Below are 24,828 nucleotides of genomic sequence, written 5' to 3'. Positions count from 1 at the left end.
GTCAGCCGTGCCACAGTGGCCCCTGATGAGCGCGATCGACGGCCATGTCCCCACCGTGCTGGTCGTGCAGAACGACGCCGACAGCGGGCCGGGGCGACTCCCCGCGTGGATCACGGCTGCCGGCGGGCGGGTGCACCTGGTCGCGGCGCACGACGGGGTCGCCGTGTCCACCGACCCCGCCGAGACCGGCGCCGACGCGGTGGTGCTGCTCGGCGGCGGGCTGATGCCCGACACCGACCTGGACCACCCCTTCCTGCCGGCCGAGCGGGAGCTGGTGCGCGCGTGCGTGCGCCAGGGTGTGCCGCTGCTCGGGATCTGCCTCGGCGGCCAGCTCATGGCGTACGCCCTCGGCGGCGAGGTGCGTGAGAACCACGGCACGCCCGAGCGTGGCGTCGTCGCGCTCAGCCTGCGGCCGAGCACCCGCCAGGACCCGTTGTTCGCGCGGCTGTTCGACGAGGTCCCGGTCGTGCAGAACCACGCCGACGCCATCACCGCGCTGCCCGACGGCGCGACCTGGCTGGCGGCCACCTCGGCCTGCCCGTACCAGGCGTTCCGGGTGGGCGACCGGGCCTGGGGCGTGCAGTTCCACCCCGAGGCCGACGCCGACCGGGTGGCCTCCTGGGACCGGTCGCGGCTGCGGGCCCGCGGGCTCGACCCCGACGTCATGGCCGCCCAGGCGCGGCGGCACGCACTCGCCATGGAGCAGGCCTGGTCGGCCTTCGTGGGGCGCTTCGTCGCCCTCGCCGCCCAGCGCGTCGACGAGCAGCAGGAGGCTGTCTGATGGAGCTGCAGGACGTCATCCGCCGGCGGCGCATGGTGCGCCGGTTCGACCCCGACCGGCCGGTCGACCGCGGGCTGCTGACCCGCGCGCTCGAGCTGGGCCTGCGCGCGCCGAGCGCCGGGTTCAGCCAGGGGTGGGACTTCGTCGTGCTGACGGATCCGCAGCAGCGGCAACGGTTCTGGGCCGCCACGACCGACGAGGACGACGAGCCCGACGCGTGGCTGGCCGGCGTGCAGACGGCCCCGGTGCTCATCGTCTGCTGCTCCGACAAGGACGCCTACCTGCGTCGCTACGCCGAGGCCGACAAGCCCTGGCAGGACCTGGACGAGACGCACTGGCCGGTGCCGTACTGGGACATCGACACCGGCATGGCCGCGCTGCTGATGCTGCTGGTCGGCGTCGACGAAGGGCTCGGCGGGCTGTTCTTCGGCGTCCCCGCCGAGGCGCACGACGACGTGTTCGACGCGCTGCAGATCCCCAAGGACCGCTCGATCGTCGGCGTGGTCGCCCTCGGTCACCCCGCCGAGCAGACCTCCAGCGGCAGCGCCCGCACCCGTCGGCGCCGACCGCTCGAGGAGGTCGTGCACGAGGGGACGTTCGGGACGCCGTACCGGGCGTAGCTGCGGGCGGCCGGCCGCGCGAGCGGGTTCGGGTTCGCCGACGCACCCCTGGCGGTCCACCGCCGAACCGTGCGCCCCGGCGCACCCTCACGCGGAGGACCGCGAGGGCGTACGGCCGGCCCCCTCTGGCGGTCCACCGCCGAACCGTGCGCCCCAGCGCACCTTCACGCGGAGGACCGCGACGACGTACGGCCGGCCCCCTCTGGCGGTCCACCGCCGAACCGTGCGCCCGGGCGCACCTTCACGCGGAGGACCGCGACGGCGCGATCGTCAGCTCGCCGTCAACCTCGCGCGTGCGTGATGTCCTCGACCAGGGACCGGTCGAACCCGGCGAGCGAAGAGATCCCGAGCAGGCCCATGGCCTCGGCGAGCTGGGCGGTCAGCGCGCGCAGCATCGCGGTGACGCCGGGCGCGCCGCCGGTGGCGAGGGCGTACATCGTGGGGCGGCCGACCAGCACCGCGTCGGCGCCGAGGGCGAGCGCGGTCGCGACGTCGTGGCCGCTGCGGATGCCGCCGTCGACGAGCACCGGCACCTGGTCGGCGACGGCGCGGGCGACCTCGGGCAGCGCGAGCGCGGTCGGCACGACCCGGTCGAGCTGCCGCGCGCCGTGGTTGCTCACCACGACGCCCGCGGCGCCCGCCGTGACGCACGCCCGCGCCTCGTCGGCGCGCAGCACGCCCTTGACCAGCACCGGGAGGCCCGAGCGCGAGGCGAGCCACTCGATGTCGGCGTACGTCACCCGCGGGTCCTGCTCCAGGCTCGACCAGGTGCGGCCGGCCAGGTGCTGCTGCACGTTGACCAGCGCGACCTCGTCCTGCAGCGGCAGCGCGGTTCCTCTCGCCCGGCGCGAGACGTACGGCGTGTCACCGGTCAGCACCAGCGCGCTCGCCCCCGCGGCGACGGCCCGGTCGACCATCGCCTCGGTGATGTCGCGGTCGGTCATGACGTAGACCTGCAGCCACCACGGCCCGGCGTGCTCGGCGACCCGCTCGACCGTGCGGGAGGAGCGCGTCGACAGGCACAGCAGCGAGCCGGCGTCGCGCACGCCCTCTGCCGTGCCGAGCTCGGCGGTCGGGTGATAGGGCTCGTGGTACGCCGTCGGCGCCACCAGCACGGGCGTCGCCAGGTCGTGACCCAGCAGCCGGCACGAGGTGCTGATCTGCGCGACGTCGCGCAGGACGTACGGCCTGAATCGCCAACGCTGCCAAGCTGATTCGGCCTCGCCCAGCGACACCTCGGCGCCGGCGCCGGTCTCGAGGTACTCCCACGCCTCGGGCGTGACCACCTCCTCGGCGCGGGCGCGCAGCTCGCGCAACGAGACGGGTGGCTCGGCACTCACGGCAGGATCGGTCACGTCCCTAGCATGGCGGCATGACCTCACGACCGATTCGCATCGGGATCCAGATCCAGCCGCAGCACGCCGACTACCCCGCGATCCGCGACGCCGTGGCCCGCGCCGAGGAGCTGGGCGTGGACATGATCTTCAACTGGGACCACTTCTTCCCGCTCTACGGCGAGCCCGAGGGCAAGCACTTCGAGTGCTGGACGATGCTCGGCGCCTGGGCCGAGCAGACCAGCCGCGCGCAGATCGGCGCGCTGGTCACCTGCAACAGCTATCGCAACCCGCAGCTGCTCGCCGACATGGCACGCACCGTCGACTGCATCAGCGACGGCCGCCTCGTGCTCGGCATCGGGTCGGGCTGGTTCGAGAAGGACTACGACGAGTACGGCTACGAGTTCGGCACCGCCGGCGGGCGGCTCGACCAGCTCGCCGCGGACCTGCCGGTGCTCAAGGAGCGCCTCGGCAAGCTCAACCCACAGCCGGTCGGCCAGCTCCCGGTCATGATCGGTGGCGGCGGCGAGAAGAAGACGCTGCGCATCGTCGCCGAGCACGCCGACATCTGGCACTCCTTCTCCGACGCCGACACGCTGCGCCACAAGCTCGAGGTGCTCGACGGCCACTGCGCCAAGGTCGGGCGCTCCCGCGACGAGATCGAGATCTCCGTGGGCGTCGGCGGCCGTGGCCGCGAGGGCCGCTCCCCGAGACGCCCGAGCAGGAGGGCACGCCGCTCCTGGAGCTCGGCGCGACGATGTTCACGATGGGCGTCGGCGGCCCCGACTACGACCTGACCCCGCTCGAGCCGTGGCTGCAGTGGCGCGACCAGCGCAACGCCGCGCTCGGCGACGGCGCCGCACCCACGCCGGAGATCCGCGGCTGACAGGCTGAGCCCATGAGCCACCTGCTGCTGCTGCACTCCGCGCTCGGGCTGCGCCCGGCCGTCACCGACTTCGCCGACCGGCTGCGCGAGCGCGGCCACACCGTCGAGACGCCGGACTACTACGACGGCACGGTGTTCGACGACGAGCAGGCCGGCATCGCGCACCGCGACGCCGTCGGCACCAAGGAGCTGTTCGGACGCCTGAGCGAGACCGTCGCGGCGCTGCCCGACGACGCCGCGCTCGGCGGTTTCTCGCTCGGCTCGGCGTTCGCCCAGACGCTCGCGGCCCGCCGCCCGCAGGCGCGTGCGGTGATCCTCATGCACTCGGTGGCGGCGCCCCGCGGCGACTGGCAGGGCCAGCCGGTGCAGGTGCACCGCTACGCCGAGGACGACTGGATCGACCCCGCCGACGTCGAGGCGCTGGGGGCGACGGTGCGCGCCAGCGGCGCCACGTTCACCGACCACGTCGTCCCCGGCCGCGGGCACCTGTTCACCGACCTCGGCACCGCCGACGGCCACGAGCAGGCGCTCGCCGACACCGTCGACCAGGTCGACGCGCTGCTGCGGGCGGAGGCCGGCGATGGCTCGCCGACCACCCCTCGGAGTTGAACGAACAACTACCCTGACCACCGACGTACGCCCGTCCCCCCAACCCCTGGAGGCACCCCGTGAAGATCGGCATCCTCGTCGGCAGCACCCGTCCCGGCCGGCTCGGCAGCGCCGTCGGCGCCTGGGTCAAGGAGCACGCCGACCAGCGCAGCGACGACGGCGTCGAGTACGAGCTCATCGAGCTGGCCGACTTCGACCTGCCGCTGCTCAGCGAGCCGACCGTGCCCGGCGCGGCGAACCGTGACTACCAGCGCCCCGAGACGATCGCCTGGGGCAAGAAGGTCGACAGCGTCGACGCCTTCGTCTGGGTGAGCCCGGAGTACAACCACGGTGTCTCGGCGGCGCTGAAGAACGCCTTCGACGTGCTCTACCCCGAGTGGAACCACAAGGCCATCGCGTTCGTGAGCTACGGCGCCGACGGCGGGGTGCGGGCGGTCGAGCAGTGGCGCTGCATCGTGGCCAACGCGATGATGGTCGACGTGCGCGCGCAGGTCGCGCTGCAGCTGTTCGAGGAGTGGGGCGAGTCGGGGTTCACCCCGCACGACCGCCGCGCCGACGAGCTGGGCACCGTCTTCGACCAGCTGGTGCAGATGGCCAAGGTCCTCGAGCCGCTGCGCTCGTGACCACCTTCCGGGGTGGGCTCGCCGACGCGGCGAGCCTGCCCCGGACGTATGCCCGCTGCGGCCAGAATGGGACGCTGGCACCCGCCAGTCAGCCCCGCAATGCCGCAGGAGACGCAACGCCTCATGGCCACCAGCAAGGAGAAGATCGTCGACATCTCCGTCGAGGAGGAGATGGAGTCGGCCTTCCTGGAGTACGCCTACTCGGTCATCTACTCGCGGGCGCTGCCCGATGCGCGCGACGGCCTCAAACCCGTGCAGCGGCGCATCCTGTTCGCGATGGACGAGCTGGGTCTGCGCCCTGACCGCGGCCATGTGAAGTCCTCCCGCGTCGTCGGCGAGGTGATGGGTAAGTACCACCCGCACGGCGACCAGGCGATCTACGACACCCTCGTGCGGATGGCGCAGCCGTTCACCATGCGGCTGCCGCTGGTCGACGGCCACGGCAACTTCGGCTCGCTCGACGACGGCCCCGCGGCACCGCGCTACACCGAGGCGCGCCTCGCGCCCGCGGCGATGCTGCTCACCGCCTCGCTCGAGGAGAACACCGTCGAGTTCGTGCCGAACTACGACGACCAGTTCACCCAGCCCTCGGTGCTGCCGGCGGCGTTCCCCAACCTGCTGGTCAACGGCGCGAGCGGCATCGCGGTCGGCATGGCCACCAACATGCCGCCGCACAACCTCGGCGAGGTCATCGCCGCCGCGCGGCACCTGATCGGCCACCCCGACTGCTCCCTCGACGACCTGATGAAGTTCGTGCCGGGGCCCGACCTGCCGCTCGGCGGGCAGATCGTGGGGCTCGAGGGCATCCGCGACGCCTACCTCACCGGCCGCGGCTCGTTCCGCACCCGCGCGACCGTGCGCATCGAGAAGACCTCGCCGCGCCGCAAGGGCATCGTGGTCACCGAGCTGCCCTATCTCATCGGCCCCGAGAAGGTCATCGAGCGCATCAAGGACCTGCACAACGCCAAGAAGATCCAGGGCATCGCCGACGTCAAGGACCTGTCCGACCGCACGCAGGGCCTGCAGCTGGTCATCGAGGTCAAGAACGGCTTCAACCCCGAGGCGGTGCTCGAGACGCTCTATCGCCTCACGCCGATGGAGGAGTCGTTCGGCATCAACAACGTCGCGCTGGTCGAGGGGCAGCCGCGCACGCTAGGGCTCAAGGAGCTGCTGACCGTCTACGTCGACTTCCGCATCGACGTCGTACGCCGTCGCACCCAGTTCCGGCTCGACCGGCACGAGCGCGACCTGCACCTGGTCGAGGGACTGCTCGTCGCGATCCTGGACATCGACGAGGTCATCCAGATCGTCCGCTCCTCCGACGACGCGGCGATCGCGCGCGAGCGGCTGATGCAGGTGTTCGACCTGTCCGAGCCGCAGGCGACGTACATCCTCGACCTGCAGCTGCGCCGGCTGACGAAGTTCAGCCAGATCGAGCTGGAGAAGCGCCGGGACGAGCTGCAGCGGGAGATCGCGCGGCTGCGCGCGATCCTCGACGACGAGAAGCTGCTGCGCAAGACGGTCTCCGACGAGCTCGCCGCCGTCGCCAAGGAGCACGGCACGCCCCGCCGCACGATCCTGCTGGAGTCCGCCGGACGGCCGGCGGCCAGCGCGACGCCGCTGGAGGTCGCCGACGACCCGTGCTGGGTGCTGCTGTCCTCGACCGGGCTGCTGGCGCGCACCACCACCGCCGACCCGCTCGGCACGGGCGGCAACCGGCGCAAGCACGACGCCGTGATCGGCGCCGTGCGCACCACCGCCCGGGGCGACATCGGCGTGGTCACCAGCGCCGGCCGGGTCGTGCGCATCGGCGCGCTGGACCTGCCGACGCTGCCCCCGAGCAACGACGCGCCGAACCTGTCCGGCGGGGCCCCGCTCGCGGCGTACGCCGACCTGCCGCAGGGCGAGCAGCCGCTGACCATCGTGCCGCTCGACGACGAGGCGGCACCGCTGGCGCTCGGCACCGCGCAGGGTGTGGTCAAGCGGGTCTCCCCGACTTCCCCGCCGGCAAGGACTCCTTCGAGGTCATCGCGCTCAAGGACGGCGACCAGGTCGTCGGGGCGGGACCGGCGCCCGACGACGCCGAGCTGGTGTTCGTCACGACCGACGCCCAGCTGCTGCGGTTCCCGGCGAGTCTCGTGCGGCCACAAGGGCGTACGGCCGGCGGGATGGCCGGCGTGCGCCTCTCGGCAGGCGCGCGCGTGCGCTTCTTCGGCGTCGTGCGCGAGAGCGACGACAACGTCGTGGTGACCGTGTCGGGGTCCTCGGGCGCGCTGCCCGGCACCGACTCGGGCGCGATCAAGGTGACGCCGTTCGCGGAGTACCCACGCAAGGGCCGCGGCACCGGCGGGGTGCGCAGCCACCGGTTCCTGCGCGGCGAGGACGAGCTGCTGCTGGCCTGGGTCGGCACGCAGCCGGCCCGCGCCGCGAGCGCGTCGGGCACCGCGGTCGACCTGCCGCCCGCCGAGGGGCGCCGCGACGGCTCCGGCACCGCCGCGCCCGGCCCGATCGCCGCGATCGGTGGTGCGCTCCCCCGGAGTGAGGTGAGGCGTGCGGGCCGGTGAGCCGGACGTACGCCCGGCCCCGCCCGACGACGGCGGCACAGATAGCACGAGGGCGGCACAGAAAACTTCTGTGCCGCCCTCGTCGTATGTGGGCCGCCGTCGACGAGGGCGGCACAGGCCACACCGCACGCGGCTCCTAGGCTGACCGGGTGAGTGCTCGACCGGTCAGCAAGCCCGACGCCTGCTCCGTGCTGTGGGAGGAGAGCTCGCTCCCGGCCGCGGGCACCGCGTCGCGCGCCGACTTCTGGGTGGCCCTGGAGCAGACCGGTCCGTGGGGGCGGGAGGCCTCGGTGATGTCGCACCTCGACGAGGGCCTCGGCGCCGAGCTCGCGCGAGCGTGCGAGCAGGCGGGTGGTCGGCTGCTGCTGATCCGCCGCCCCGGCGAGCACTCCGACGAGCACGACCCCGACGCGCCGCGCCAGGTGATCGTGGCCGGCGGGCTGACCGGCGACCCGTGGCTCCTCGAGGGCGAGGTCGACGACCCCGCCGACCTGCTGACCCTCCCCTGGGACTCCCTGCTCGGCGACGACCCCGACCGGGTCACCGCGCGGCTCCCGCTGCTGGAGGAGACCCGCGACGCGGTGCTGCTGGTGTGCACCAACGGCAAGCGCGACGTGTGCTGCGCGGTGCGTGGCCGGCCGGTCGTCACGGCGGCGGCGCAGGCGCGGCCCGGTCGCGTGTGGGAGTGCTCGCACACCGGCGGTCACCGGTTCGCGCCGACCGCCATCACGCTGCCGTCAGGACAGATGTGGGGCCGGCTGACCGCCGACCTCGCGGTGCGCGCGCTCGACGAGGAGCAGCGCCGGCGCATCCCCGCCGAGCTCAACGACCCGCTGCACAACCGCGGGCGCAGCTGCCTGCCTCCCCGGCCCAGGCCGGTGAGGTCGTGTGGCGGGCGCGCTCGGGCGAGCTGGCGCACGGCGGGGTCGAGACCGACGTGCACCCCGACGCGCTGGACCCCGACCGGTTCGACGTGGTCGTACGTCATCGCGACGGCCGGGAAGACCGGGTCGCCCTGCGCCGGGTCACCGTGCCGGAGCTGCGCGACTCCTGCCGCAAGCCCCTCGGCCCCGTCCGCGCCTGGGAGGTCTTGTAGCTCTCTGTCTCAGTTCCTCCTCCGGGACGGCGCGCAGCGCAGCAAGCGGCTCCCGGAGGAGGAGCCGAGACCAAGAGGATCTAGTTCCTCGGGCCTTCGATGTCGTCGGACTCGAGGTGGTCGGGGTCGCGCATGTAGGTGCGCTTGGAGTAGACCGCGCGGTTGAGGAACCAGGTCAGCGCCCACAGGATCAGGCCGAGCAGCAAGAGCCAGCCGGCGATGACGTACTGCTCGTTGTCGCGACCGGACACCTTGGGCAGCACCAGGAAGAAGCAGGTCACGACGCCGACGTAGGGCAGCCAGCGCGGCGCGTGGAAGCGGTCCTCCTCGGGCACCTCGGAGTCGTCGCGGCCGCGCAGCACGATGACGGCGACGTTGACGACGGTGAACACCGCGAGCAGCAGCAGCGAGGTGGTGCCGCCGAGGTTCTTCACGACGTTGCTCTCGGACTGGCTGGTGACATAGGTGATCAGGCCGAGCGAGATGGCGGTGGTGAAGCCGACCGCGACGTACGGCACGCGGCGCTTGGCGCCGACCCGCGCCAGCGGGTGCGGCAGGACGTCCTGCTTGGCGAGGCCGTAGAGCAGGCGGCTGGCCATCAGCATGTTGATCAGGGCCGAGTTGGCGACCGCGAACATCGAGATCCACGGCAGGATGTCCTCGATCGGCAGGCCCGGCGCGCCGGCCCGGACCACCGAGACCAGCGGGGTGTCGTTGCCCTCGAGATCGCTGAGCGGCACCAGGGCCACCGCGCAGATCGAGACCAGCACGTAGATCGTGCCGGTGATCCCGAGGCCGGTGATCATCATCTTGGGGAAGGTCTTGGCCGGGTCCTTGGTCTCCTCGGCCATGTTGACCGAGTCCTCGAAGCCGACCATCGCGAAGAACGCCAGCGAGGTCGCGGCGGTGACCGCGAGGAAGGTGTTCTTGTCGCTCGGGCTCTCGAAGACGGTGACCTGGGAGAAGTCGGCGCGGCCCTGGGTCATGGCGTAGAGGCCGACGAAGATGACCAGCAGCAGACCGGACAGCTCGACCATCGTCAGCACCACGTTGGCCTTGACGCTCTCGCCGACGCCGCGCAGGTTGATCGTCATCACCAGCAGCATGAAGCCGAGCGCGATGAGCATGATCGCGTTGGACGAGGCGTCCCAGTCGAGCCCGGCGGCGAAGTTGGACGCGAACGCGCGCGAGGCCGTCGAGGCCGAGGTGATGCCCGAGCACATCACCGTGAAGCAGACGATGAACGTCACGAAGTGGATGCCGAACGCCTTGTGCACGTAGACCGCGGCGCCGCCGGCCTGGGGGTACTTGGTCACCAGCTCCAGGTAGGAGAAGGCGGTGACCATCGCCACCGCGAACGCCACGAGGAACGGGGCCCAGGCGGCGCCGCCGACCTCGGCGGCGACCTCGCCGGTGAGCGCGTAGATGCCGGTGCCGAGGATGTCGCCGACGATGAACAGCAGGAGGAGCTTGGGGCCCATCACCCGCTTCAGCTCGGGTGTGTCCCCCTGGTGCTGGGTCGACGGCGCGGGTGCTTGCTGGCTCATGCCCCAACCGTGGCGCGCCGGGGGCCTTCTGTCCAGGAAATCGACATGTGCGGTTCAGGTGGCGTTTCGCGCCGGGCTTCCCACCCGCTCGCGCGTGGTGCGGCGCGGCCGGATCGCGCAGGGTGGAGGCGACCCATCGCGAGGAGGATGCCGACGTGAGCCCCGCCGACGACGACGACGCGCGCAGCACGGCCCGGGAGGTGCTGGAGCGCCTGGGACGGACGTACGCCGACGAGGCGGGGATCACCCTGCGCGACAAGCCCGCTCCCCTGTTCCAGCTGCTGATGCTGTCGATGCTGTTCTCCGCGCCGATCTCGGCCGAGGCCGCTGTGGCGTCGCTGCGCGAGATCCGCGAGGCGGGATGGCGTACGCCCGAGCGGCTTCTCGACTCGACGTGGCAGCAGCGGGTCGACGCGCTGGGCCGGGGCGGCTACCGGCGTTACGACGAGAGCACCGCGAACTACCTGACCGACGCGGCCACCCTGCTGCAGGAGCGGTATCGGGGGACCTGCGCCGGCTGCGCGACGAGGCCGACGGCGACCCGGCGGCGGTCAAGAAGCTGCTGCAGGAGTTTCCCCGCATCGGTCCGACCGGCGCCGACATCTTCTGCCGCGAGGTGCAGCAGGTCTGGCCGGGGCTGCGGCCGCAGATCGACGCCAAGGTGCGTGCGGTCGCGCGCAAGGCGGGGCTGCCCACGAACGCCGACGACCTCGCCGCGCTGGTGGCCGGTGACGACCTGGCCCGGTTCACCGCCGCGCTGGTGCGGCTGGACCACGAGGACTGACCCGGGCCGCCTCAGCGCAGACCGAGCAGCAGCACCACGGCGAGGCAACAGACGCCGGCGACTACCGCTCCGGCCGCGGCGCCGAACAGGTGCGCGCTCGCCCACCGGTCCTCGATCGGCGGGCAGTCGGGGCAGGTCGCTCCGGTGTCCTGCCGCATCCGCGCCAGGGCCAGCCGGCCGCGGCGCCGTCCGCTCCACCACAGCGTGGCCGCCCAGAGCAGACCGAGCAGGCCGCCGGCCACGCCGAGCAACCCGACCGGGTCGTCGCTCTCCAGCCCGAACCGCAGCGCGATCAGCGAGCCCACGGTGACCGAGAGCGCGGTGCGGCGCCAGGACAGGGCGGTGCGCTCGGCCTGCAGCCCCGGATCGGGCACGGCGTGCGTGCCGTGGCTCATTCCAGGAACGTCCCGATCAGCAGCAGCAGCCCGGCGCCGGCCACCAGGCCGACGAGCAACGGCTCGAACACCGTGGAGGGCAAGGGCTCCCCGAGCCGCATCGCCCGCTCCGCCCGCGACCAGCCGAACCACGCGCGCAGCGCGGCCCCGATGCCGGCGAGCACCAGCAGCACCGCCACCACGAGCTGCAGCTCGCCCGCGATGTCGAGCGAGACCACCTCGACGGCGACACCGCCGGCGAGCAGGGCCAGGGACGTGCGGATCCAGGCCAGGAAGGTGCGCTCGTTGGCCAGGGAGAAACGCGGATCGGGCTCCTCGCCCACTTCGAAGATCCGCTTGGGCACCCGCGCTCGGCTCACCTGCGCTCCTTCGACCCCGACGGGCACACGGGTCAGGCCTTGGCGGCCTTGGCCTTCGCCTTGGCCGCCTTCTTGAAGTCACGGACCTTCTGCAGCGACTCCTCGTCGACCACGTCGGCGACGGACCGGAACGAGCCGTCCTCGGCGTACGGGCCGATGGTGTCGCGCCACCCGTCGTCGAGCTGCACCCCGAGCTGCTTGGCCAGCAGCGCGGCGAAGATCCGCGCCTTCTGGTCGCCGAACCCGGGCAGGGCCTTCAGCCGGGTGACGAGCTCCTTGGTGCTGGACGCCGTCGACCAGATCGTGCTCGCGTCGCCGGCGTACTCGTCGCGCACCGCGGCGGCGAGCTGCTGGATGCGGCCGGCCATGGAGCGGCCGTAGCGGTGGATCGCCGGCGGCGTCGCGGCCAGGTCGGCGAACTTCTCCGGGTCGGCCTGCGCGATCTCGGTCGGGTCGATCGAGCCGAAGCGTTCGACGATCTTGGCGGGTCCGGCGAAGGCACGCTCCATCGGGAACTGCTGATCCAGCAGCATCCCGACGAGGAGCGCGAAGGGATCGTCGGACAGCACCTGGTCGGCGGTCTCGTCCTGGGCGAGGTGCAGCGTGGGCATGGTGCTCACGGTACTGGCCGCTCGGCGGCGCGGCGGGTGCTCCCAGGTCCGGTCAATACGATCGCCGGCGTGACCGAGCCGCACGAGCCCGCGCCGACCCTCAGCCACCGATCGGCGGTGGCGCTCGTCTTCGGCTCCTCCGCGGCGGTGCTGGTCGTGGAGATCGTCGCGCTGCGGCTGCTGGCGCCCTATCTGGGGCTCACCCTGGAGACCAGCACGCTGGTCATCGGGATCGCGCTGGCCGCGATCGCCCTCGGGTCGTGGGGCGGTGGCCGGGTCGCCGACCAGACCGACCCGCAGCGTCTGCTCGGACCGGCGCTCGGGATCTCCGGCGCCGTCGTCGCGCTCACGCCGGCGCTGCTGCGCACCGTCGCCGAGACGAGTCCCGGCCTGCTGATGCTGGCCGCGCTGCTGACGATCATGGTCCCGGGCACCCTGCTGTCCGCGGTCACGCCGATCGCGACGAAGCTGCGCCTCGACAGCCTCGAGCGCACCGGAACGGTCGTCGGCCAGCTCTCCGGCATCGGCACGCTCGGCGCGATCGTCGGGACGGTCGTGACCGGGTTCGTGCTGATCTCGCGGGTGCCCGTGAGCACCATCCTGCTCGGTCTCGGCGCCGCGCTCGTGCTGGCCGCGCTGCCGCTGATGTGGCGCGCCCGCTCCCGCTCGGGCGCCGCCGCCATGGCCGTCGCCGTGGGTGCCGGCGGGCTCGCCGCGCTCGCGGCGCCGGGCGGCTGCCAGGTCGAGACGACGTACCACTGCGCGAACGTCGTCGCCTCGTCCGGCGACACCCGCACCCTGGTGCTCGACAACCTGCAGCACTCCGCCGTCGACCTCGACGACCCGACCTACCTGGAGTTCGAGTACATCCGCGCCATGGCCTCGGTCGCCGACACCGCCTTCCCCGAGGGCGAGGCGATCGACGCCTACCACCTCGGCGCCGGCGGGCTCACCATGCCGCGTTACCTCGCCGCCGAGCGACCGGGCACCCGCAGCGTCGTGTCGGAGATCGACGGTGGCGTGGTGCGCATCAACCGCCAGCAGCTCGGGATGGACGACGTGCCGGGGCTGGACGTGCGTGTGGAGGACGGCCGCACCGGGCTGCGACGGATCGCCGACGGCAGCCGCGACCTGGTCGTCGGTGATGCGTTCGGCGGCGTGAGCGTGCCGTGGCACCTCACCACCCGCGAGGCGCTGAGCGAGGTGCGCCGGGTGCTGCGGCCGGACGGGGTCTACGTCGCCAACCTCATCGACTACGGCGACCAGGCCTTCGCCCGGGCCGAGGTCACGACGATGCGCACGGTGTTCGACAACGTGCTGGTGCTCGGCCAGCCCCGCGACGTCGGGCTCGACCCCGCCGCCGGCCCCGACGGCGGCAACCTGGTCGTGGTCGCCTCCGACCGGCCGCTGGACCGCCAAGCCATCCAGGCCGGCCTCGACCGGCGCGGCACCGGCTGGACCGCGCAGGACGAGGCCGGGACGCGCGCGTGGACCGGCGACGCGCAGGTGCTCACCGACGACTACGCGCCCGTCGACCAGCTGCTGCAGCCCTATCGCTCCGCGAGCTGACGGGTCGGACGCAGGAGCGGCCGCAGCGAGGCCTCGGCCGGGTCGTCCAGCGGGAACATCGGCCGCCGGATCCGGCGGTAGGGCAGCCGCTGCAGGTCCTGGTCGACCCCGCCGGGGGTGAGCGCGAGCAGCCAGCCGTTCGCGACCGCGTGCAGGTCGGGCTCGAGGTAACCCATCTTCACCACGACCAGGTCGAGCGCGGCCTCGACCGGGTGCAGCCCGAGGCGCGCGTAGGAATCCAGGCTGTGGAACTGCATCCGTCGCTCGGTCAGCACCACGCTCAGGCCGCCCACGCGCACGCTGACGACCCGGCCGCCGTCCGGATCCGGCGTGCGTGCCTCCAGCACCCCGCGCAGGCGCGTCGCCCCGGGCGGGCGGTCGTCGATGCGACCGCCGACGTCGAGGTCGACCCGCGCCCCGAGCGGCTGCCCGTCGAGCGCGTCGACCGCCACCGGGTCGACCAGCGAGACGAGGAGCGCCCGCACCCGGCCGTCGGCGATCTCGGGCCGGTCGAGCAGAGCGCTCAGGGCGACCGTGACGTCGTCGGCTCCCCCGGCGCCCGGGTTGTCACCGGAGTCGCTGACGAAGAACGGCCCGCCGCGCTCCGCGATGCTCGCGATCGCCTGGTCGAGGCAGTCGTCGAGATCCGTTGCGGGAGCGACGAACCGGAAGTCGCGTCGCACGTCCCAGAACTGCTCGGCCAGCTCGCTCGCGCCGCTCGTGACCGCCTCGGTGTCCTCCCCCGTGACGACGACGGCCCCCGAGCAGCGCGGCTGGTCGGCCCACGCGAACCCGACCCAGACGGCGGCGTCGATGACGCCGGTGCGGTCGGCGACGCGGGCGACGTCGGCATACAGGCTGGCGGCGGGTTCGTCGCGGGTGCTGGTCATCTCGCCCGGCAGCAGCACCGGGACGTGCACCAACGCCTTCGCGGGCCGTCGTCCGGATCGCAGGCAGCGCAACAGGTTTCGCGCCGCACGCTCCCGCGTCTCCCACACGTCGACGTGCGGCGCCGTCCGGTAGCAGGTGAGCAGGTCGGCCGCCTCGAACAGCTCCTCCGACACGTTGCCGTGCAGATCCATCGCCGCGCTCACCACCGGCTCCGGGCCGATGACCCCACGGATCGCGATGAGCAGATCGGCCTCGGCGTCGTCGAGCCCCTCCACCGTCATCGCACCGTGGATGTCGAGCAGCACGCCGTCGACCGGCCCGAGATCCGTTGTGCGAGCGAGGATCTCGTCGCGCCACCCGTCGTACGCCTGTCGCTCCACCACCCCGCCCGGCAGCGCTCGCGCGTGCAGCACCGGCAGCCACTCGACGCCGTCGGTCAGCTCCGGGTCGCGCTCCGGCCCGAGCCAGGCGTAGCGCGCCAGCAGGGCCTCGCCCCGAGTCACCTCGAAGTCCTCGGCCGTGCTGCGGTGCGGGCTGAAGGTGCTCGACTCGATGTGCAGGCCAGTGACGGCGATGCGCAGCGGCCGGTCGTGCGCTGAGACGTCCACGCAGGCGAGACTAGGACGCGTGACTCCCCCACCCGGCCGCGCCCTCGTGGAGATCTGCGTCGGCGACGCGGCGAGCGCGGTCGCCGCTGCCGACGCCGGGGCCGACCGGCTGGAGCTGTGCGCCGACCTCGGCGCGGGCGGGACGACCCCGAGCCTCGGGACGGTGCGCCAGGTGCTGGCCCGCACCACCGTCCCCGTCCGGGTCATGGTCCGCCCTCGGGGTGGTGGATTCCGTTACGACACAACCGAGCTCGCGGTCATGCTCGACGACGTCGCGGCGCTGCGCGAGACGTTCGGCGCGGACCGTGACCGGCTGGGCGTGGTCACCGGCGTCCTTACCGGCGACCGTCAGATCGACGAGGAAGCCACCGCCCGGCTCGTCGAGGCCTCGGGCGCGCTGCCGGTGGTCTTCCACAAGGCGTTCGACGAGGTCCCCGACCAGGCCCGCGCCCTGGAGACGCTCGCCGAGCTCGGCGTCGCCGCGGTGCTGACCTCCGGCGGCGCCGCCGACGCCCTCACCGGCGCACCCCGCCTGGCTGAGCTGCGCGAGCAGGCCGCCGGGCGACTCGACCTCGTGGCCGGCGGCGGGATCCGGGCGCACAACGTCGCCGAGGTGATCCGCAGGAGCGGCGTCGACCAGGTGCACCTGCGCGCCCCCGCGACCGAGGGCTGGCCCGAGGCCACCGACCCCGCGCTGGTACGCGAGGTGCTGGCCGCCCTTGATCGTCAGGCGTCGACGCTCGATCGTCAGGCGTCGATCCGCTCGCGCTCCAGCTGATCCGCCGAGCTGATCAGGAAGTCCTTGCGCGGGGCGACGTCGCTGCCCATCAGCAGGTCGAACACCCGCTCCGCAGCCTCGGCGTCGGCCATCGTGACCCGGCGCAGGGTGCGCTGCTCGGGGTCCATCGTGGTCTCGGCCAGCTGGTGGGCGTCCATCTCGCCGAGCCCCTTGTAGCGCTGCATCGGCTGCTTGATCGAGCGGCCCTTCTTGGTGAGGTCGGCGACCGTGCGGCGCATCTCGGCCTCGGAGTAGGTGTAGATCAGATCGCCCTTCTTGCGGCCGCTCGCGACCGTCTCGATGCGGTGCAGCGGCGGCACCGCGGCGAACACCCGGCCCGCCTCGACCAGCGGCCGCATGTAGCGGAAGAACAGGGTGAGCAGCAGCGTGCGGATGTGCGCACCGTCGACGTCGGCGTCGGTCATCAGGATGACCTTGCCGTAGCGCGCCAGGTCGAGGTCGAAGCTGCGCCCCGACCCGGCCCCGACCACCTGGATGATCGCGGCGCACTCGGCGTTCTTGAGCATGTCGCCGACCGAGGCCTTCTGGACGTTGAGGATCTTGCCCCGGATCGGCAGCAACGCCTGGAAGTCGGAGCTGCGGGCGTCCTTGGCCGTGCCGAGCGCGCTGTCACCCTCGACGATGAACAGCTCGGTGCGGTCGGGGTCGGTGCTGCGGCAGTCCTTCAGCTTGCCGGGCAGCGACGAGGACTCCAGGGCCGTCTTGCGGCGCTGGGTCTCCTTGTGCAGGCGCGCCGAGATGCGCGTCTTCATCTCGGCGACGACCTTCTCGAGCAGCTGGGTGGCCGCGGCCTTGTCGTCGCGCTTGGTCGAGGTGAGCCGCTGGGTGAGCTCGGTCTCGACCACCTTGCTGACGATCCCGCGCACCGCGGAGGTGCCGAGCACCTCCTTGGTCTGCCCCTCGAACTGCGGCTCGGCCAGACGCACCGTCACCACGGCCGTGAGGCCGGCCAGGATGTCGTCCTTCTCGACCTTGTCGTTGCCGACCTTGAGGCGGCGCGCGTTGGTCTCGAGCTGCTTGCGGAAGACCTTCATCAGCGCCTGCTCGAAGCCCGAGACGTGGGTGCCGCCCTTGGGGGTGTCGATGATGTTGACGAACGAGCGCACGTGGGTGTCGTAACCGTTGCCCCAGCGCAGCGCCACGTCGACACCGCAGGTGCGCTCGACCTCGCGGGAGACCATGTGCCCCTTGTCGTCGAGCACCGGCACCGTCTCGGTGAACGACGCCTCACCCTGCAGCCGCCACACGTCGGTGACGGGCGGGTCGGAGGCCAGGAACGTCGTGAACTCCGAGATGCCGCCGTCGTGCTGGAAGACCTCCTCGTGCGGCCCGTCCTCGCCGGGCGTGCCCGGCAGGCGGCGCTCGTCGCGGATCACCAGCGTCAGGCCGGGCACCAGGAACGAGGTCTGGCGCACCCGGCGGACGAGGCCGTCGTAGTCGAACTGGGCGCCCTTGAGGAAGATCTGCGGGTCGGCCCAGTAACGGACGCGCGAGCCGGTCACGCCGCGCTTGGCCTTCCCCACGACCTCGAGCTCGCTGCCCTTGACGAACGGGGTGAACTCCGACTCCGGACCCGGCCCGGAGCGGGGGTCGTCGAACTGGCCGGGCTCACCGCGCCGGAAGCTCATCCGATAGACCTTGCCGCCGCGGTCGACCTCGCAGTCGAGCCGGCTGGACAGCGCGTTGACCACCGACGCGCCCACGCCGTGCAGACCACCCGAGGCGGCGTAGGACCCGCCGCCGAACTTGCCGCCGGCGTGCAGCTTGGTGAAGACCACCTCGACACCGGTCAGTCCGGTGCGCGGCTCGACGTCGACCGGGATGCCCCGGCCGTTGTCGCCCACCTCGACCGAGCCGTCCTGGTGCAGGGTGATCTCGACGCGGTCGCAGACGCCGGCGAGGGCCTCGTCGACGGCGTTGTCGATGATCTCCCACAGGCAGTGCATGAGGCCGCGGGAGTCGGTCGACCCGACGTACATCCCCGGGCGCTTGCGCACCGCCTCCAGGCCCTCGAGGACCTGCAGGTGCCGCGCGGAGTACTCGGACGCGGCGGACGTGCTCTTCTTGGCGGTACGCGTGGTCACGGCTTGGAGGCTAGCTCCTGGCACCGACGACGCCCCGGAGGCGCCCCGGCAGCCCCCGCGGGCATGACCTGCGCCACACCGGCGGGGGTTGCCGGGTGGGAATCACCTCGCGTGCTTGACTGTTGTCCACTGCGAACGCACGAGACGGACCGGATCCCGGCCCCGCAGGGTCGGCCCGAGAAGTGGCGAAGGCGCAACTCCTCGGCTGGTTCGTTCGTCGTAAGGAGTAGACCCCCGTCAGGAGGTCACCGACGGCGCTTCGGCGCCAGACGAGAGGATGGTTGACATGACGACCGCCGTTGCCCCCACCCTCACTGCCGCCGACCGGTGCGACCGGTGTGGCGCCCAGGCCTTCATCCGTGCCCGCCTCGCCGGCGGGAGCGAGCTGACCTTCTGCGCGCACCACGGCCGTCGTCACCTCGACGCGCTGCGAGACGTGGCCGAAGAGATCATCGACGAGAGCGACCGGCTCACCGCCGCCGAGCGCACCCCCGAGACCCAGGCCTGACCGAGCGCCGCTCGCACAGGTCCTAGGAGGCCCCCACGCCGATCGGCGTGGGGGCCTCGTCATGCGCGGCCTCGCGGGCGCCAGCCACTAGGTTTCTCGCCATGGAACCTGTCTCGGTGCTCGCCGCCCTGCTCATCGCCGTGGGCATCGTCGGCCTGGTCATCCCCATCCTGCCCGGGTTGATCATCACCCTGCTGGGCGTGGGCATCTGGGCCCTGGAGCGTCAGGACACCGCCGGCTGGGTCGTGCTGGGCATCTGCACCCTGATCGCCGCGGTGGGCTGGGTGGTGCAGTACGCCGTCCCGGGCCGCCGCATGAAGGCCGCCGGGGTGCCGACCCCGGTGCTGCTGGTCGGGGCGGTCGCCGGAGTGATCGGCTTCTTCGTGATCCCGGTGGTGGGCCTGTTCGTGGGGTTCGTGCTGGGCGTCCTCGTCGTGGAGAACGCGCGGCTGCGCAGCTGGTCGGCCGCGTGGCGGCAGACGAAGATCGCGCTGCGCGGCGTGATCATGAGCATCGGGATCGAGCTCGCGGCGGCCGTGCTGGTCGCGGTGACCTGGGTGATCGGTCTGCTGGTCACCCGCTGACGCGGGCCGTCACCACTCGTCGGAGCGGCGGCGCTTCTCCCAGCGGTCTTCCATCCGCTGCATGAAGCTGCCCTGCGACCCCCGACGCCGGGGAGCGAGCGGCTGGGCGTGGCACCCGTGCTGCCGCCGGTGCCGCCGCGGCGCCGGCCGAAGCCCTTGCTGCGCCGGTGCGGAGTGACGGTGCCGTCGTCGCCGACGGTGCCGAGACCGGCCCGCTTCTCACCGGGGGTGAGCGCGTAGCCGCCGCCGGCGACCATCACGGCGAACCCGATCCCGCCCAGCCAGATCAGCTGGCTGGCGACGCCCAGCACGATCAGGGCCAGTCCGGCGAGCACGACGGCTCCGCCGATGATCATCCGCTTGCGCGTGTGCGTGCGCGCGGGGTCTTCGGCGAGGCGACTGACGAACTTCGGGTCGTCGTCGTACAGCGCCTGCTCCATCTGGTCGAGCAGTCGCTGCTCGTGCTCGGAGAGCGGCACTGGACACCTCCATCAGATCGTGCCGACCGGGCCTGCGGTGCGGCGTGGGACCGACCGTTCCCCCGTGTCTGTCAAGGATAGGTCGCGAGCCTTCGTGGTGGTAGGGGTGCGCCGGAAACGTGGCTCCAGAACTGGTTTCACGCCTCGATCGCCCCACCCTTTGGGACATCCCGACCGGTGTTCCTCGTCATAACGATCAACGCTCGCCCGAAGTGCCCGGCTCCCGCGAGGCGCAGCCTCGAGCAGGCGTACGCCCGTGCGGACCTCCGCCGCCCCGTGCGCCCCAGCGCACCCCCTGACGGTCCTCCGCCAAACCGTGCACACGCGTACGCCCGTGCGGACCTCCGCCGCCCCGTGCGCCCCAGCGCACCCCCTGACGGTCCTCCGCCGGAGCGGGAGCCGGGCTGGTAGGGGCTCACCGGCGGTCTGGACGAGCAGGCTCACCGGGCGGTCTGGACGAGCAGGCTCGCCGGTCGCACGGCACCGGCCCCGAACCGCGCGCTGGCCCGGTCGACCGCGCGGTCGGCGTCGGCCCAGCCGTGGGTGGGCTCGTCGAGGCGGGGCTGGACGGGGCAGCCGGCCCGGTCGATCAGCCCCTCCATGCGCACCCCCACCAGCCGCACCCGGGCGCGCTGCAGCCCGAGCGCGTCGTAGAGGTCGCGCGCGGTGGCGTAGACCTCGTGGCTGACGTCGGTGTGCTGGCGCAGCGTGCGGGACCGGGTGATGGTGGTGAAGTCGGAGAAGCGCACCTTGAGGGTGACCGTGCGGCCGACCAGCTCGGCCGAGCGCACCCGGGCGGTGGTGCGGTCGGCGAGCCGCAGCAACCGGCGATGGATCTCGACCGGGTCGTCGACGTCGCTGGAGAAGGTCTCGTCGGACCCGATCGAGCGCTCGCGCTGCTGCGGCGTGACCCGCCGGTCGTCGCGCCCCCAGGCGATCTCGTGCAGGTGCCGGCCCTGGCCGTCGCCGAGCGCCCGCCGCAGCGTCTGCACGGGGGTGTGGGCGATGTCGCCGACCGTGCGCAGCCCCAGCCGCAGCAGCACCTCCTCGGTGCGCTCGCCCACGCCCCACAGCTCACCGACCGGCAGCGGGTGCAGGAAGGCGACCACGTCGGGCGGTGCGACCACCCGCAACCCGTCGGGCTTGGCCGCACGGGAGGCGATCTTGGCCACGACCTTGGAGGGCGCGACCCCGACCGAGCAGGTGATGCCCTGCTCGTCGCTGACCTGGTCGCGCAGCCGGTGGGCGAGCTGCACCGGGTCTTCGGGCACCCCGGTCACGTCGAGGAACGCCTCCTCCATCGACACCGGCTCGACGAACGGGGTGACGGTGCGGAACAGCTGCATCACCGAGCCCGAGACCTGTTGGTATCGCTCGGAGTCGGGCCGCAGCACCACCAGGTGGGGGCACAGCCGCCGCGCCCTGGCCATCGGCATGCCGGAGTGCACCCCGAAGACCCGGGCGGGATAGGTGGCCGCCAGCACCACGCCCCGGTTGCCGCTGCCCCCGACCGCGACCGGGTGGCCGACCAGGTCGGGTCGCTCGATCATCGAGACCGAGGCGAAGAAGGCGTCCATGTCGGCGTGCAGGATCACGCGGTGTCGTCTCATCGGCCGGAGCTCCCGGGGCTGGAGTGCCACAGCTTGCGCGGCGCCTGACGGGTGTCGTCGCCGGCGGGCCGGATGTCGGCGTAGGGCGACTGCTTGAAGCCCGAGGCGTGCACCAGCACCCGGCGGCGGCCGTCGGCCCCGACCCCGGTGCTGCCGGCGGAGCCCGGCTCCCCCGTCACCGGTGTCATCACCGGTCGGGACGAGCGGGACCGGGCGGCCCCTGCCGCCGCGGAGTCGGCATAGGCGGCGCCGGCCTCGGCGAGCTGGCGGGCGGTCGTCTCGGCCGTGGCCAAGGCCTGTTGCACCTCGGGCAGACCGCCCAGCTGCCAGGCGTCCCACAGCGGACCGAGCTCCCAGGCGCCCGTCGCGCGCAGCGAGACCCCCGCGGACCGGTGCGGCGCAGCACGCCCCGCACCAGCAGCAGCCAGGAGTGGAAGACGGTGGCGGCATAGGGCCCCTGGACGTCTTCGAAGAAGGTCGCGTCGACCGGACCGGTGGAGTCGTCGAGGGTGAGGAAGACGACCCGGCGGCCCGAGCGCACCGGCGGCGTCTGGGTGGCGACCTTGACTCCGGCGACCCACAGCTCGGCACCGCTGCGCCGGCGCACCAGGTCGCCCGAGCGAGCCACGTCGAGCGCCTCGAGCAGCGGCGCGTAGCGGGACACCACGTGCGTGCTGACGTCGAGCCCGAGGATCTCCAGCTCGGCCTGCACCCGCTCCTCGTCGGTCATCTCGGGCAACCCGGACCCGGCGGTGAGCTCGGGCTCGTCGCCGAGGTCGAGCAGCAGCTGGGCCGGCGGTGGCGCCGCCGGCCGGGCCGAGGGGCGCGCACCCTGCGCCTGGGCCGCGGCCAGCTGGGCGGGGTCGGGGCGCCCCGGGACCTGCGGGGTGCTGGAGGTCGGTGGCGCGCCGGGGGCCGGTGGCGCGCCGGGGGCGTCGGGGGTGCCGCGCTGCTCGCGCGGCATCGGCAGCACGCGCGGGCGCCGGGTGCTGCGCCGGCCGGACGGGGTGAAGGAGTGGCTCCACCGGTCGAGCTCGCTGATGTGCAGCAGCAGGTCGCGCCGGGTCATCCGGCCACGTCGCGCGGTGTCGCGCAGGGCGTACAGGTCGTCGAAACCGCCTGCCAGCACGAGTCTTTCGACGACCGGCCGACTCACTCGGGACCGCTGCCAGAAGTCGGCGAGCGAGGCGTAGGGCTGCCCTGCGACCACCCGGTCGATCTCGGCGTCGGTGATCCCCTTGACGTCGGCGAGAGCGATGCGGATGCCGCAACCGGCGCCGCTGCGGTCGAACGAGCGCGCCAGGTCGCGCGGGTCGGCGAGGTCGGCCTCGTGCGGCGCGTGCGACACGACGGCGTCGGACTCGACCCGCTCGACGAGGTAGTCACGGCCGGAGCGGTTGACGTCGAGGCCCAGCACCCGGATGCCGAGCTGGCGGGCGTCGGCCAGGATCAGCCGCTTGGGATACATCCCCGGGTCGTGGGTGAGCACCCCGGCGAGGAAGGCCGCCGGGTGGTGCGCCTTGAGCCAGGCCGACTGGTAGGTCGGCAGGGCGAACGCCGCCGCGTGCGCCTTGCAGAAGCCGAACGAGGCGAACGCCGCCAGCACCGCCCAGATGCGGTCGACGTCGTCGGGGTCGTATCCCCGCGCCGCCGCCGCCGGCCGCCACCAGCGCTCGACCTCCTCCTGCCCGGCCGGGGAGCCCAGTGCCCGGCGCACCTCGTCGGCCTGGGCGAGGGTGACCCCGGTGGTCTCGGCGACGATCTGCAGCACCTGCTCGTGGAAGACCACGACCCCGCCGGTGCTGCGCAGCGCCGGCTCGAGGCTGGGGTGCAGGTAGGTCGGCTCGCGCCAGCCCTGCCGCGCCTCGAGGAACGGGGTGACCATGTCGGACTTCACCGGCCCCGGCCGGAACAGCGAGATGTCGATGACCAGGTCCTCGAACGTCTCGGGCGCGAACTTGCCGACCAGCTCGCGCTGGCCCGGCGACTCGATCTGGAAGCAGCCGAGCGTGCGGGTGGAGCGCACCAGCTCGAAGGTGCGCTCGTCGTCGAGCGGCACCTGGGCGCGGTCGTCGAGGTCGATGCGGGTGCCGTCGACCCGCTCGATCTCGGCGACGGCGTGCGTCATCGCCGACTGCATGCGGATGCCGAGCACGTCGAGCTTGAGCAGCCCCAGCGCCTCGACGTCGTCCTTGTCGAACTGGCTCATCGGGAACCCCAGCCAGCTGGCCTCGACCGGGGTGCGGTCGAGCAGCCCGCCGTCGGACAGCACCACGCCGCACGGGTGCAGCGCGATGTGCCGCGGCAGCCCGTCGACCCGCTCGACCAGCTCGAAGAGCAGCTCCAGCTGGGGTGCTCCCAGGCCGCGGGAGCGCAGCTCGGGAAGCTCCTGGATCGCCGACCGCGCGTCGCGCGCGCGGATGTGCGGGAAGGCCTTGGCGATGGCGTCGATCTCGACCGGAGCCATGCCGAGCGCCGACCCGACGTCGCGGATCGCGTGCCGCACCCGGTAGGTGTCCATCATCGACACGCAGGTGACCCGGTCGCCGCCGAACCGGTCGAGGATGCGCTCGTAGACCTCGGTGCGCCGGGCCGACTCGACGTCGACGTCGATGTCGGGCAGCTGGGCCCGCAGCGGGGAGCAGAACCGCTCCATCAGCAGGTCGTGGCGCAGCGGCTCGACCCCGCTGATGCCGAGCAGGTAGGTGATGATGCTGCCCGCTCCCGAGCCGCGCGCCGCCACCCGCACGTCCATCTCGCGGATCAGGTCGCACACCTTGGCGACGGTGAGGAAGTAGGTCGGGTAGCCCAGCTGCCGCACGACTCCCAGCTCGTCGTCGAGGCGCTGCTGCACCCGGCGCAGCTCGGCGTCGCGGGCGCCGGCATAGCGGGTCGGCACCGCGGCGCGGCAGCGCTCGGTCAGCACCTGCTGCGGGTCCTGCCCGGTGAGGCCGAGCACGTGCGGCTCGGGCAGGTGGACGCTGCCGATGCCGAGGTCGCGGCGGGGGTGCTGGACGCACTCCTCGGCCAGTCGCTCGGTGGCGGTGAGCAGGTCGGCCGCGCGGGCGGGGCGACCGCCGACCACCCCGACCGCGTCGGCGACCTCGTGGGCGGTGCGCTGCATGACCGCGGTGGGGGCCAGGTGGCCGGCGCGGGTGATCCGGTCGAGGTGGCGGGTGTCGAGCGCGACCATGCGGCGGGCGGCGTCGAGCACGTCGACGGTGGCGGCCTCGTCGGGCGCGGCGTGCCGGGCCGCGGCGGTGAGCACCGCGGGCACCTCGGCCTCGAGCGCCAGACCCCACAGCGCCGCGGCGTGCTGGAGGCTCGCCGGCGTGCCGGGCGGACCGGCGTGGCAGACGACCTCGATCACCAGCGAGGCGGGTGGCAGCAGCTGCTGCCACTGCCGCAGCAGCTCCCGGGCCAGGGCGTGCTGGCGCTGCAGCAACGCCTGCCCGACGTCGGACCAGGGTCCGAGCAGCACGGTGAG

21 protein-coding genes and 3 pseudogenes are annotated in these 24,828 nt (G+C 73.0%); 13 read left to right on the top strand and 11 right to left on the bottom strand.

The window, feature by feature from the left end; translation table 11 throughout:
* The first annotated feature begins 25 nt into the window (after window positions 1–25).
* Both QUE40_RS07000 and QUE40_RS06995 read left to right on the top strand, forming a co-directional pair.
* Window positions 26–781, top strand: coding sequence for a type 1 glutamine amidotransferase (locus QUE40_RS07000; protein ID WP_289232711.1), 756 nt, complete (start codon window positions 26–28; stop codon window positions 779–781).
* Entirely contained in the window at window positions 781–1,401 is a 621-nt protein-coding gene (locus QUE40_RS06995) for a nitroreductase family protein (protein WP_289232710.1), read from the top strand. The genes QUE40_RS07000 and QUE40_RS06995 overlap by 1 nt, the downstream gene beginning before the upstream one ends.
* 281 nt (window positions 1,402–1,682) lie before the next feature.
* Here QUE40_RS06995 and QUE40_RS06990 read toward each other — a convergent pair whose 3' ends face one another.
* Window positions 1,683–2,756, bottom strand: coding sequence for an alpha-hydroxy acid oxidase (locus QUE40_RS06990; protein WP_289232709.1), 1,074 nt, complete (start codon window positions 2,754–2,756; stop codon window positions 1,683–1,685).
* Window positions 2,757–2,773: 17 nt separating this feature from the next.
* On the opposite strand from QUE40_RS06990, the gene QUE40_RS06985 reads away from it, so the two are divergent.
* The 6 genes and pseudogenes from QUE40_RS06985 to QUE40_RS06965 all read left to right on the top strand — a co-directional run bounded on the left by QUE40_RS06985 (window position 2,774) and on the right by QUE40_RS06965 (window position 8,513).
* On the top strand, window positions 2,774–3,532 hold the full coding sequence (locus QUE40_RS06985) for an LLM class F420-dependent oxidoreductase (RefSeq protein ID WP_433997050.1): 759 nt from the start codon (window positions 2,774–2,776) through the stop codon (window positions 3,530–3,532).
* 101 nt (window positions 3,533–3,633) lie between these two features.
* Window positions 3,634–4,230 (top strand): dienelactone hydrolase family protein, encoded by a 597-nt coding sequence (locus QUE40_RS06980; RefSeq protein WP_289232708.1) that lies wholly within the window; start codon window positions 3,634–3,636, stop codon window positions 4,228–4,230.
* 59 nt (window positions 4,231–4,289) lie between these two features.
* A complete protein-coding gene (locus tag QUE40_RS06975; protein ID WP_142005036.1) occupies window positions 4,290–4,853 on the top strand; it encodes an NADPH-dependent FMN reductase in 564 nt (187 codons plus the stop codon).
* Between the two features lie 123 nt (window positions 4,854–4,976).
* A pseudogene (locus tag QUE40_RS06970) lies at window positions 4,977–7,417 on the top strand (DNA gyrase/topoisomerase IV subunit A).
* A 293-nt stretch (window positions 7,418–7,710) separates the two neighbouring features.
* A pseudogene (locus QUE40_RS19005) lies at window positions 7,711–8,130 on the top strand (sucrase ferredoxin); the annotation flags it as partial.
* A gap of 173 nt (window positions 8,131–8,303) precedes the next feature.
* Window positions 8,304–8,513, top strand: a complete 210-nt coding sequence (locus QUE40_RS06965; protein WP_289232707.1) for a hypothetical protein — start codon at window positions 8,304–8,306, stop codon at window positions 8,511–8,513.
* 80 nt (window positions 8,514–8,593) lie between these two features.
* Here the strand turns inward: QUE40_RS06965 and QUE40_RS06960 are convergent, their stop codons facing one another.
* A complete protein-coding gene (locus tag QUE40_RS06960) occupies window positions 8,594–10,060 on the bottom strand; it encodes an APC family permease (RefSeq protein ID WP_236022283.1) in 1,467 nt (488 codons plus the stop codon).
* A gap of 361 nt (window positions 10,061–10,421) precedes the next feature.
* On the opposite strand from QUE40_RS06960, the gene QUE40_RS06955 reads away from it, so the two are divergent.
* Window positions 10,422–10,844 carry a hypothetical protein gene (locus QUE40_RS06955; RefSeq protein WP_289232706.1) on the top strand — a complete coding sequence of 141 codons (423 nt, stop codon included), beginning with the start codon at window positions 10,422–10,424 and terminating at the stop codon, window positions 10,842–10,844.
* An 11-nt stretch (window positions 10,845–10,855) separates the two neighbouring features.
* Here the strand turns inward: QUE40_RS06955 and QUE40_RS06950 are convergent, their stop codons facing one another.
* The 3 genes from QUE40_RS06950 to QUE40_RS06940 are packed head-to-tail and all read right to left on the bottom strand — an operon-like array spanning window position 10,856 to window position 12,209.
* The gene (locus QUE40_RS06950; protein WP_289232705.1) at window positions 10,856–11,239 is read right to left on the bottom strand and encodes a DUF202 domain-containing protein; all 384 of its coding nucleotides are present in this window, start codon (window positions 11,237–11,239) and stop codon (window positions 10,856–10,858) included.
* A complete protein-coding gene (locus QUE40_RS06945) occupies window positions 11,236–11,598 on the bottom strand; it encodes a YidH family protein (RefSeq protein WP_142005032.1) in 363 nt (120 codons plus the stop codon). The genes QUE40_RS06950 and QUE40_RS06945 overlap by 4 nt, the downstream gene beginning before the upstream one ends.
* Before the next feature lie 32 nt (window positions 11,599–11,630).
* Window positions 11,631–12,209, bottom strand: a complete 579-nt coding sequence (locus tag QUE40_RS06940; RefSeq protein WP_289232704.1) for an HhH-GPD-type base excision DNA repair protein — start codon at window positions 12,207–12,209, stop codon at window positions 11,631–11,633.
* A gap of 69 nt (window positions 12,210–12,278) precedes the next feature.
* On the opposite strand from QUE40_RS06940, the gene QUE40_RS06935 reads away from it, so the two are divergent.
* The gene (locus QUE40_RS06935; RefSeq protein ID WP_289232703.1) at window positions 12,279–13,778 is read left to right on the top strand and encodes a fused MFS/spermidine synthase; all 1,500 of its coding nucleotides are present in this window, start codon (window positions 12,279–12,281) and stop codon (window positions 13,776–13,778) included.
* On the opposite strand, the gene QUE40_RS06930 is transcribed toward QUE40_RS06935, so the two are convergent.
* On the bottom strand, window positions 13,760–15,277 hold the full coding sequence (locus QUE40_RS06930; RefSeq protein WP_289232702.1) for a M81 family metallopeptidase: 1,518 nt from the start codon (window positions 15,275–15,277) through the stop codon (window positions 13,760–13,762). The genes QUE40_RS06935 and QUE40_RS06930 overlap by 19 nt on opposite strands.
* A gap of 19 nt (window positions 15,278–15,296) precedes the next feature.
* Between QUE40_RS06930 and QUE40_RS06925 the strand changes: the two genes are divergently transcribed.
* Complete coding sequence (locus QUE40_RS06925; protein ID WP_289232701.1) at window positions 15,297–16,055, top strand: copper homeostasis protein CutC; 759 nt, start codon at window positions 15,297–15,299, stop codon at window positions 16,053–16,055.
* Here the strand turns inward: QUE40_RS06925 and QUE40_RS06920 are convergent.
* On the bottom strand, window positions 16,025–18,160 hold the full coding sequence (locus QUE40_RS06920; protein WP_142005028.1) for a DNA gyrase/topoisomerase IV subunit B: 2,136 nt from the start codon (window positions 18,158–18,160) through the stop codon (window positions 16,025–16,027). The genes QUE40_RS06925 and QUE40_RS06920 overlap by 31 nt on opposite strands.
* 286 nt (window positions 18,161–18,446) lie before the next feature.
* Here QUE40_RS06920 and QUE40_RS06915 point away from each other — a divergent pair, with 286 nt between their 5' ends.
* Together QUE40_RS06915 and QUE40_RS06910 are read left to right on the top strand one after the other, a co-directional pair.
* Window positions 18,447–18,668, top strand: a complete 222-nt coding sequence (locus QUE40_RS06915; RefSeq protein ID WP_142005027.1) for a DUF7455 domain-containing protein — start codon at window positions 18,447–18,449, stop codon at window positions 18,666–18,668.
* Between the two features lie 101 nt (window positions 18,669–18,769).
* Window positions 18,770–19,252, top strand: a complete 483-nt coding sequence (locus QUE40_RS06910) for a DUF456 domain-containing protein (protein WP_289232700.1) — start codon at window positions 18,770–18,772, stop codon at window positions 19,250–19,252.
* 224 nt (window positions 19,253–19,476) lie between these two features.
* Here the strand turns inward: QUE40_RS06910 and QUE40_RS19825 are convergent.
* From QUE40_RS19825 to dnaE, 4 genes and pseudogenes are all read right to left on the bottom strand, one after another.
* A pseudogene (locus QUE40_RS19825) lies at window positions 19,477–19,692 on the bottom strand (DUF3040 domain-containing protein); the annotation flags it as partial.
* A gap of 479 nt (window positions 19,693–20,171) precedes the next feature.
* Window positions 20,172–21,341 carry a DNA polymerase IV gene (gene dinB, locus QUE40_RS06900; RefSeq protein WP_142005024.1) on the bottom strand — a complete coding sequence of 390 codons (1,170 nt, stop codon included), beginning with the start codon at window positions 21,339–21,341 and terminating at the stop codon, window positions 20,172–20,174.
* Window positions 21,338–21,520: a hypothetical protein gene (locus tag QUE40_RS06895; RefSeq protein ID WP_289232698.1), complete on the bottom strand. Its 183-nt coding sequence runs from the start codon at window positions 21,518–21,520 to the stop codon at window positions 21,338–21,340. The genes dinB and QUE40_RS06895 overlap by 4 nt, the downstream gene beginning before the upstream one ends.
* 8 nt (window positions 21,521–21,528) lie before the next feature.
* Window positions 21,529–24,822 carry a DNA polymerase III subunit alpha gene (dnaE, locus tag QUE40_RS06890; protein WP_289232697.1) on the bottom strand — a complete coding sequence of 1,098 codons (3,294 nt, stop codon included), beginning with the start codon at window positions 24,820–24,822 and terminating at the stop codon, window positions 21,529–21,531.
* Window positions 24,823–24,828: the final 6 nt, after the last annotated feature.

The organism is Barrientosiimonas endolithica, assembly GCF_030296655.1.
Taxonomy (GTDB): Bacteria; Actinomycetota; Actinomycetes; order Actinomycetales; family Dermatophilaceae; genus Barrientosiimonas; species Barrientosiimonas humi.
This window is presented reverse-complemented; position numbering and strand designations above follow the sequence as displayed.

Excerpts from the sequence above, each read along its gene's own strand:
- QUE40_RS06985 (WP_433997050.1), top strand. The coding sequence starts at position 2,774 with ATGACCTCACGACCGATTCGCATCGGGATCCAGATCCAGCCGCAGCAC.
- dinB (WP_142005024.1), bottom strand. The coding sequence starts at position 21,341 with ATGAGACGACACCGCGTGATCCTGCACGCCGACATGGACGCCTTCTTC.
- QUE40_RS06915 (WP_142005027.1), top strand. The coding sequence starts at position 18,447 with ATGACGACCGCCGTTGCCCCCACCCTCACTGCCGCCGACCGGTGCGAC.
- QUE40_RS06980 (WP_289232708.1), top strand. The coding sequence starts at position 3,634 with ATGAGCCACCTGCTGCTGCTGCACTCCGCGCTCGGGCTGCGCCCGGCC.
- QUE40_RS06960 (WP_236022283.1), bottom strand. The coding sequence starts at position 10,060 with ATGAGCCAGCAAGCACCCGCGCCGTCGACCCAGCACCAGGGGGACACA.
- QUE40_RS06910 (WP_289232700.1), top strand. The coding sequence starts at position 18,770 with ATGGAACCTGTCTCGGTGCTCGCCGCCCTGCTCATCGCCGTGGGCATC.
- QUE40_RS06995 (WP_289232710.1), top strand. The coding sequence starts at position 781 with ATGGAGCTGCAGGACGTCATCCGCCGGCGGCGCATGGTGCGCCGGTTC.
- QUE40_RS07000 (WP_289232711.1), top strand. The coding sequence starts at position 26 with ATGAGCGCGATCGACGGCCATGTCCCCACCGTGCTGGTCGTGCAGAAC.
- QUE40_RS06940 (WP_289232704.1), bottom strand. The coding sequence starts at position 12,209 with ATGCCCACGCTGCACCTCGCCCAGGACGAGACCGCCGACCAGGTGCTG.
- QUE40_RS06950 (WP_289232705.1), bottom strand. The coding sequence starts at position 11,239 with ATGAGCCACGGCACGCACGCCGTGCCCGATCCGGGGCTGCAGGCCGAG.
- QUE40_RS06955 (WP_289232706.1), top strand. The coding sequence starts at position 10,422 with ATGGCGTACGCCCGAGCGGCTTCTCGACTCGACGTGGCAGCAGCGGGT.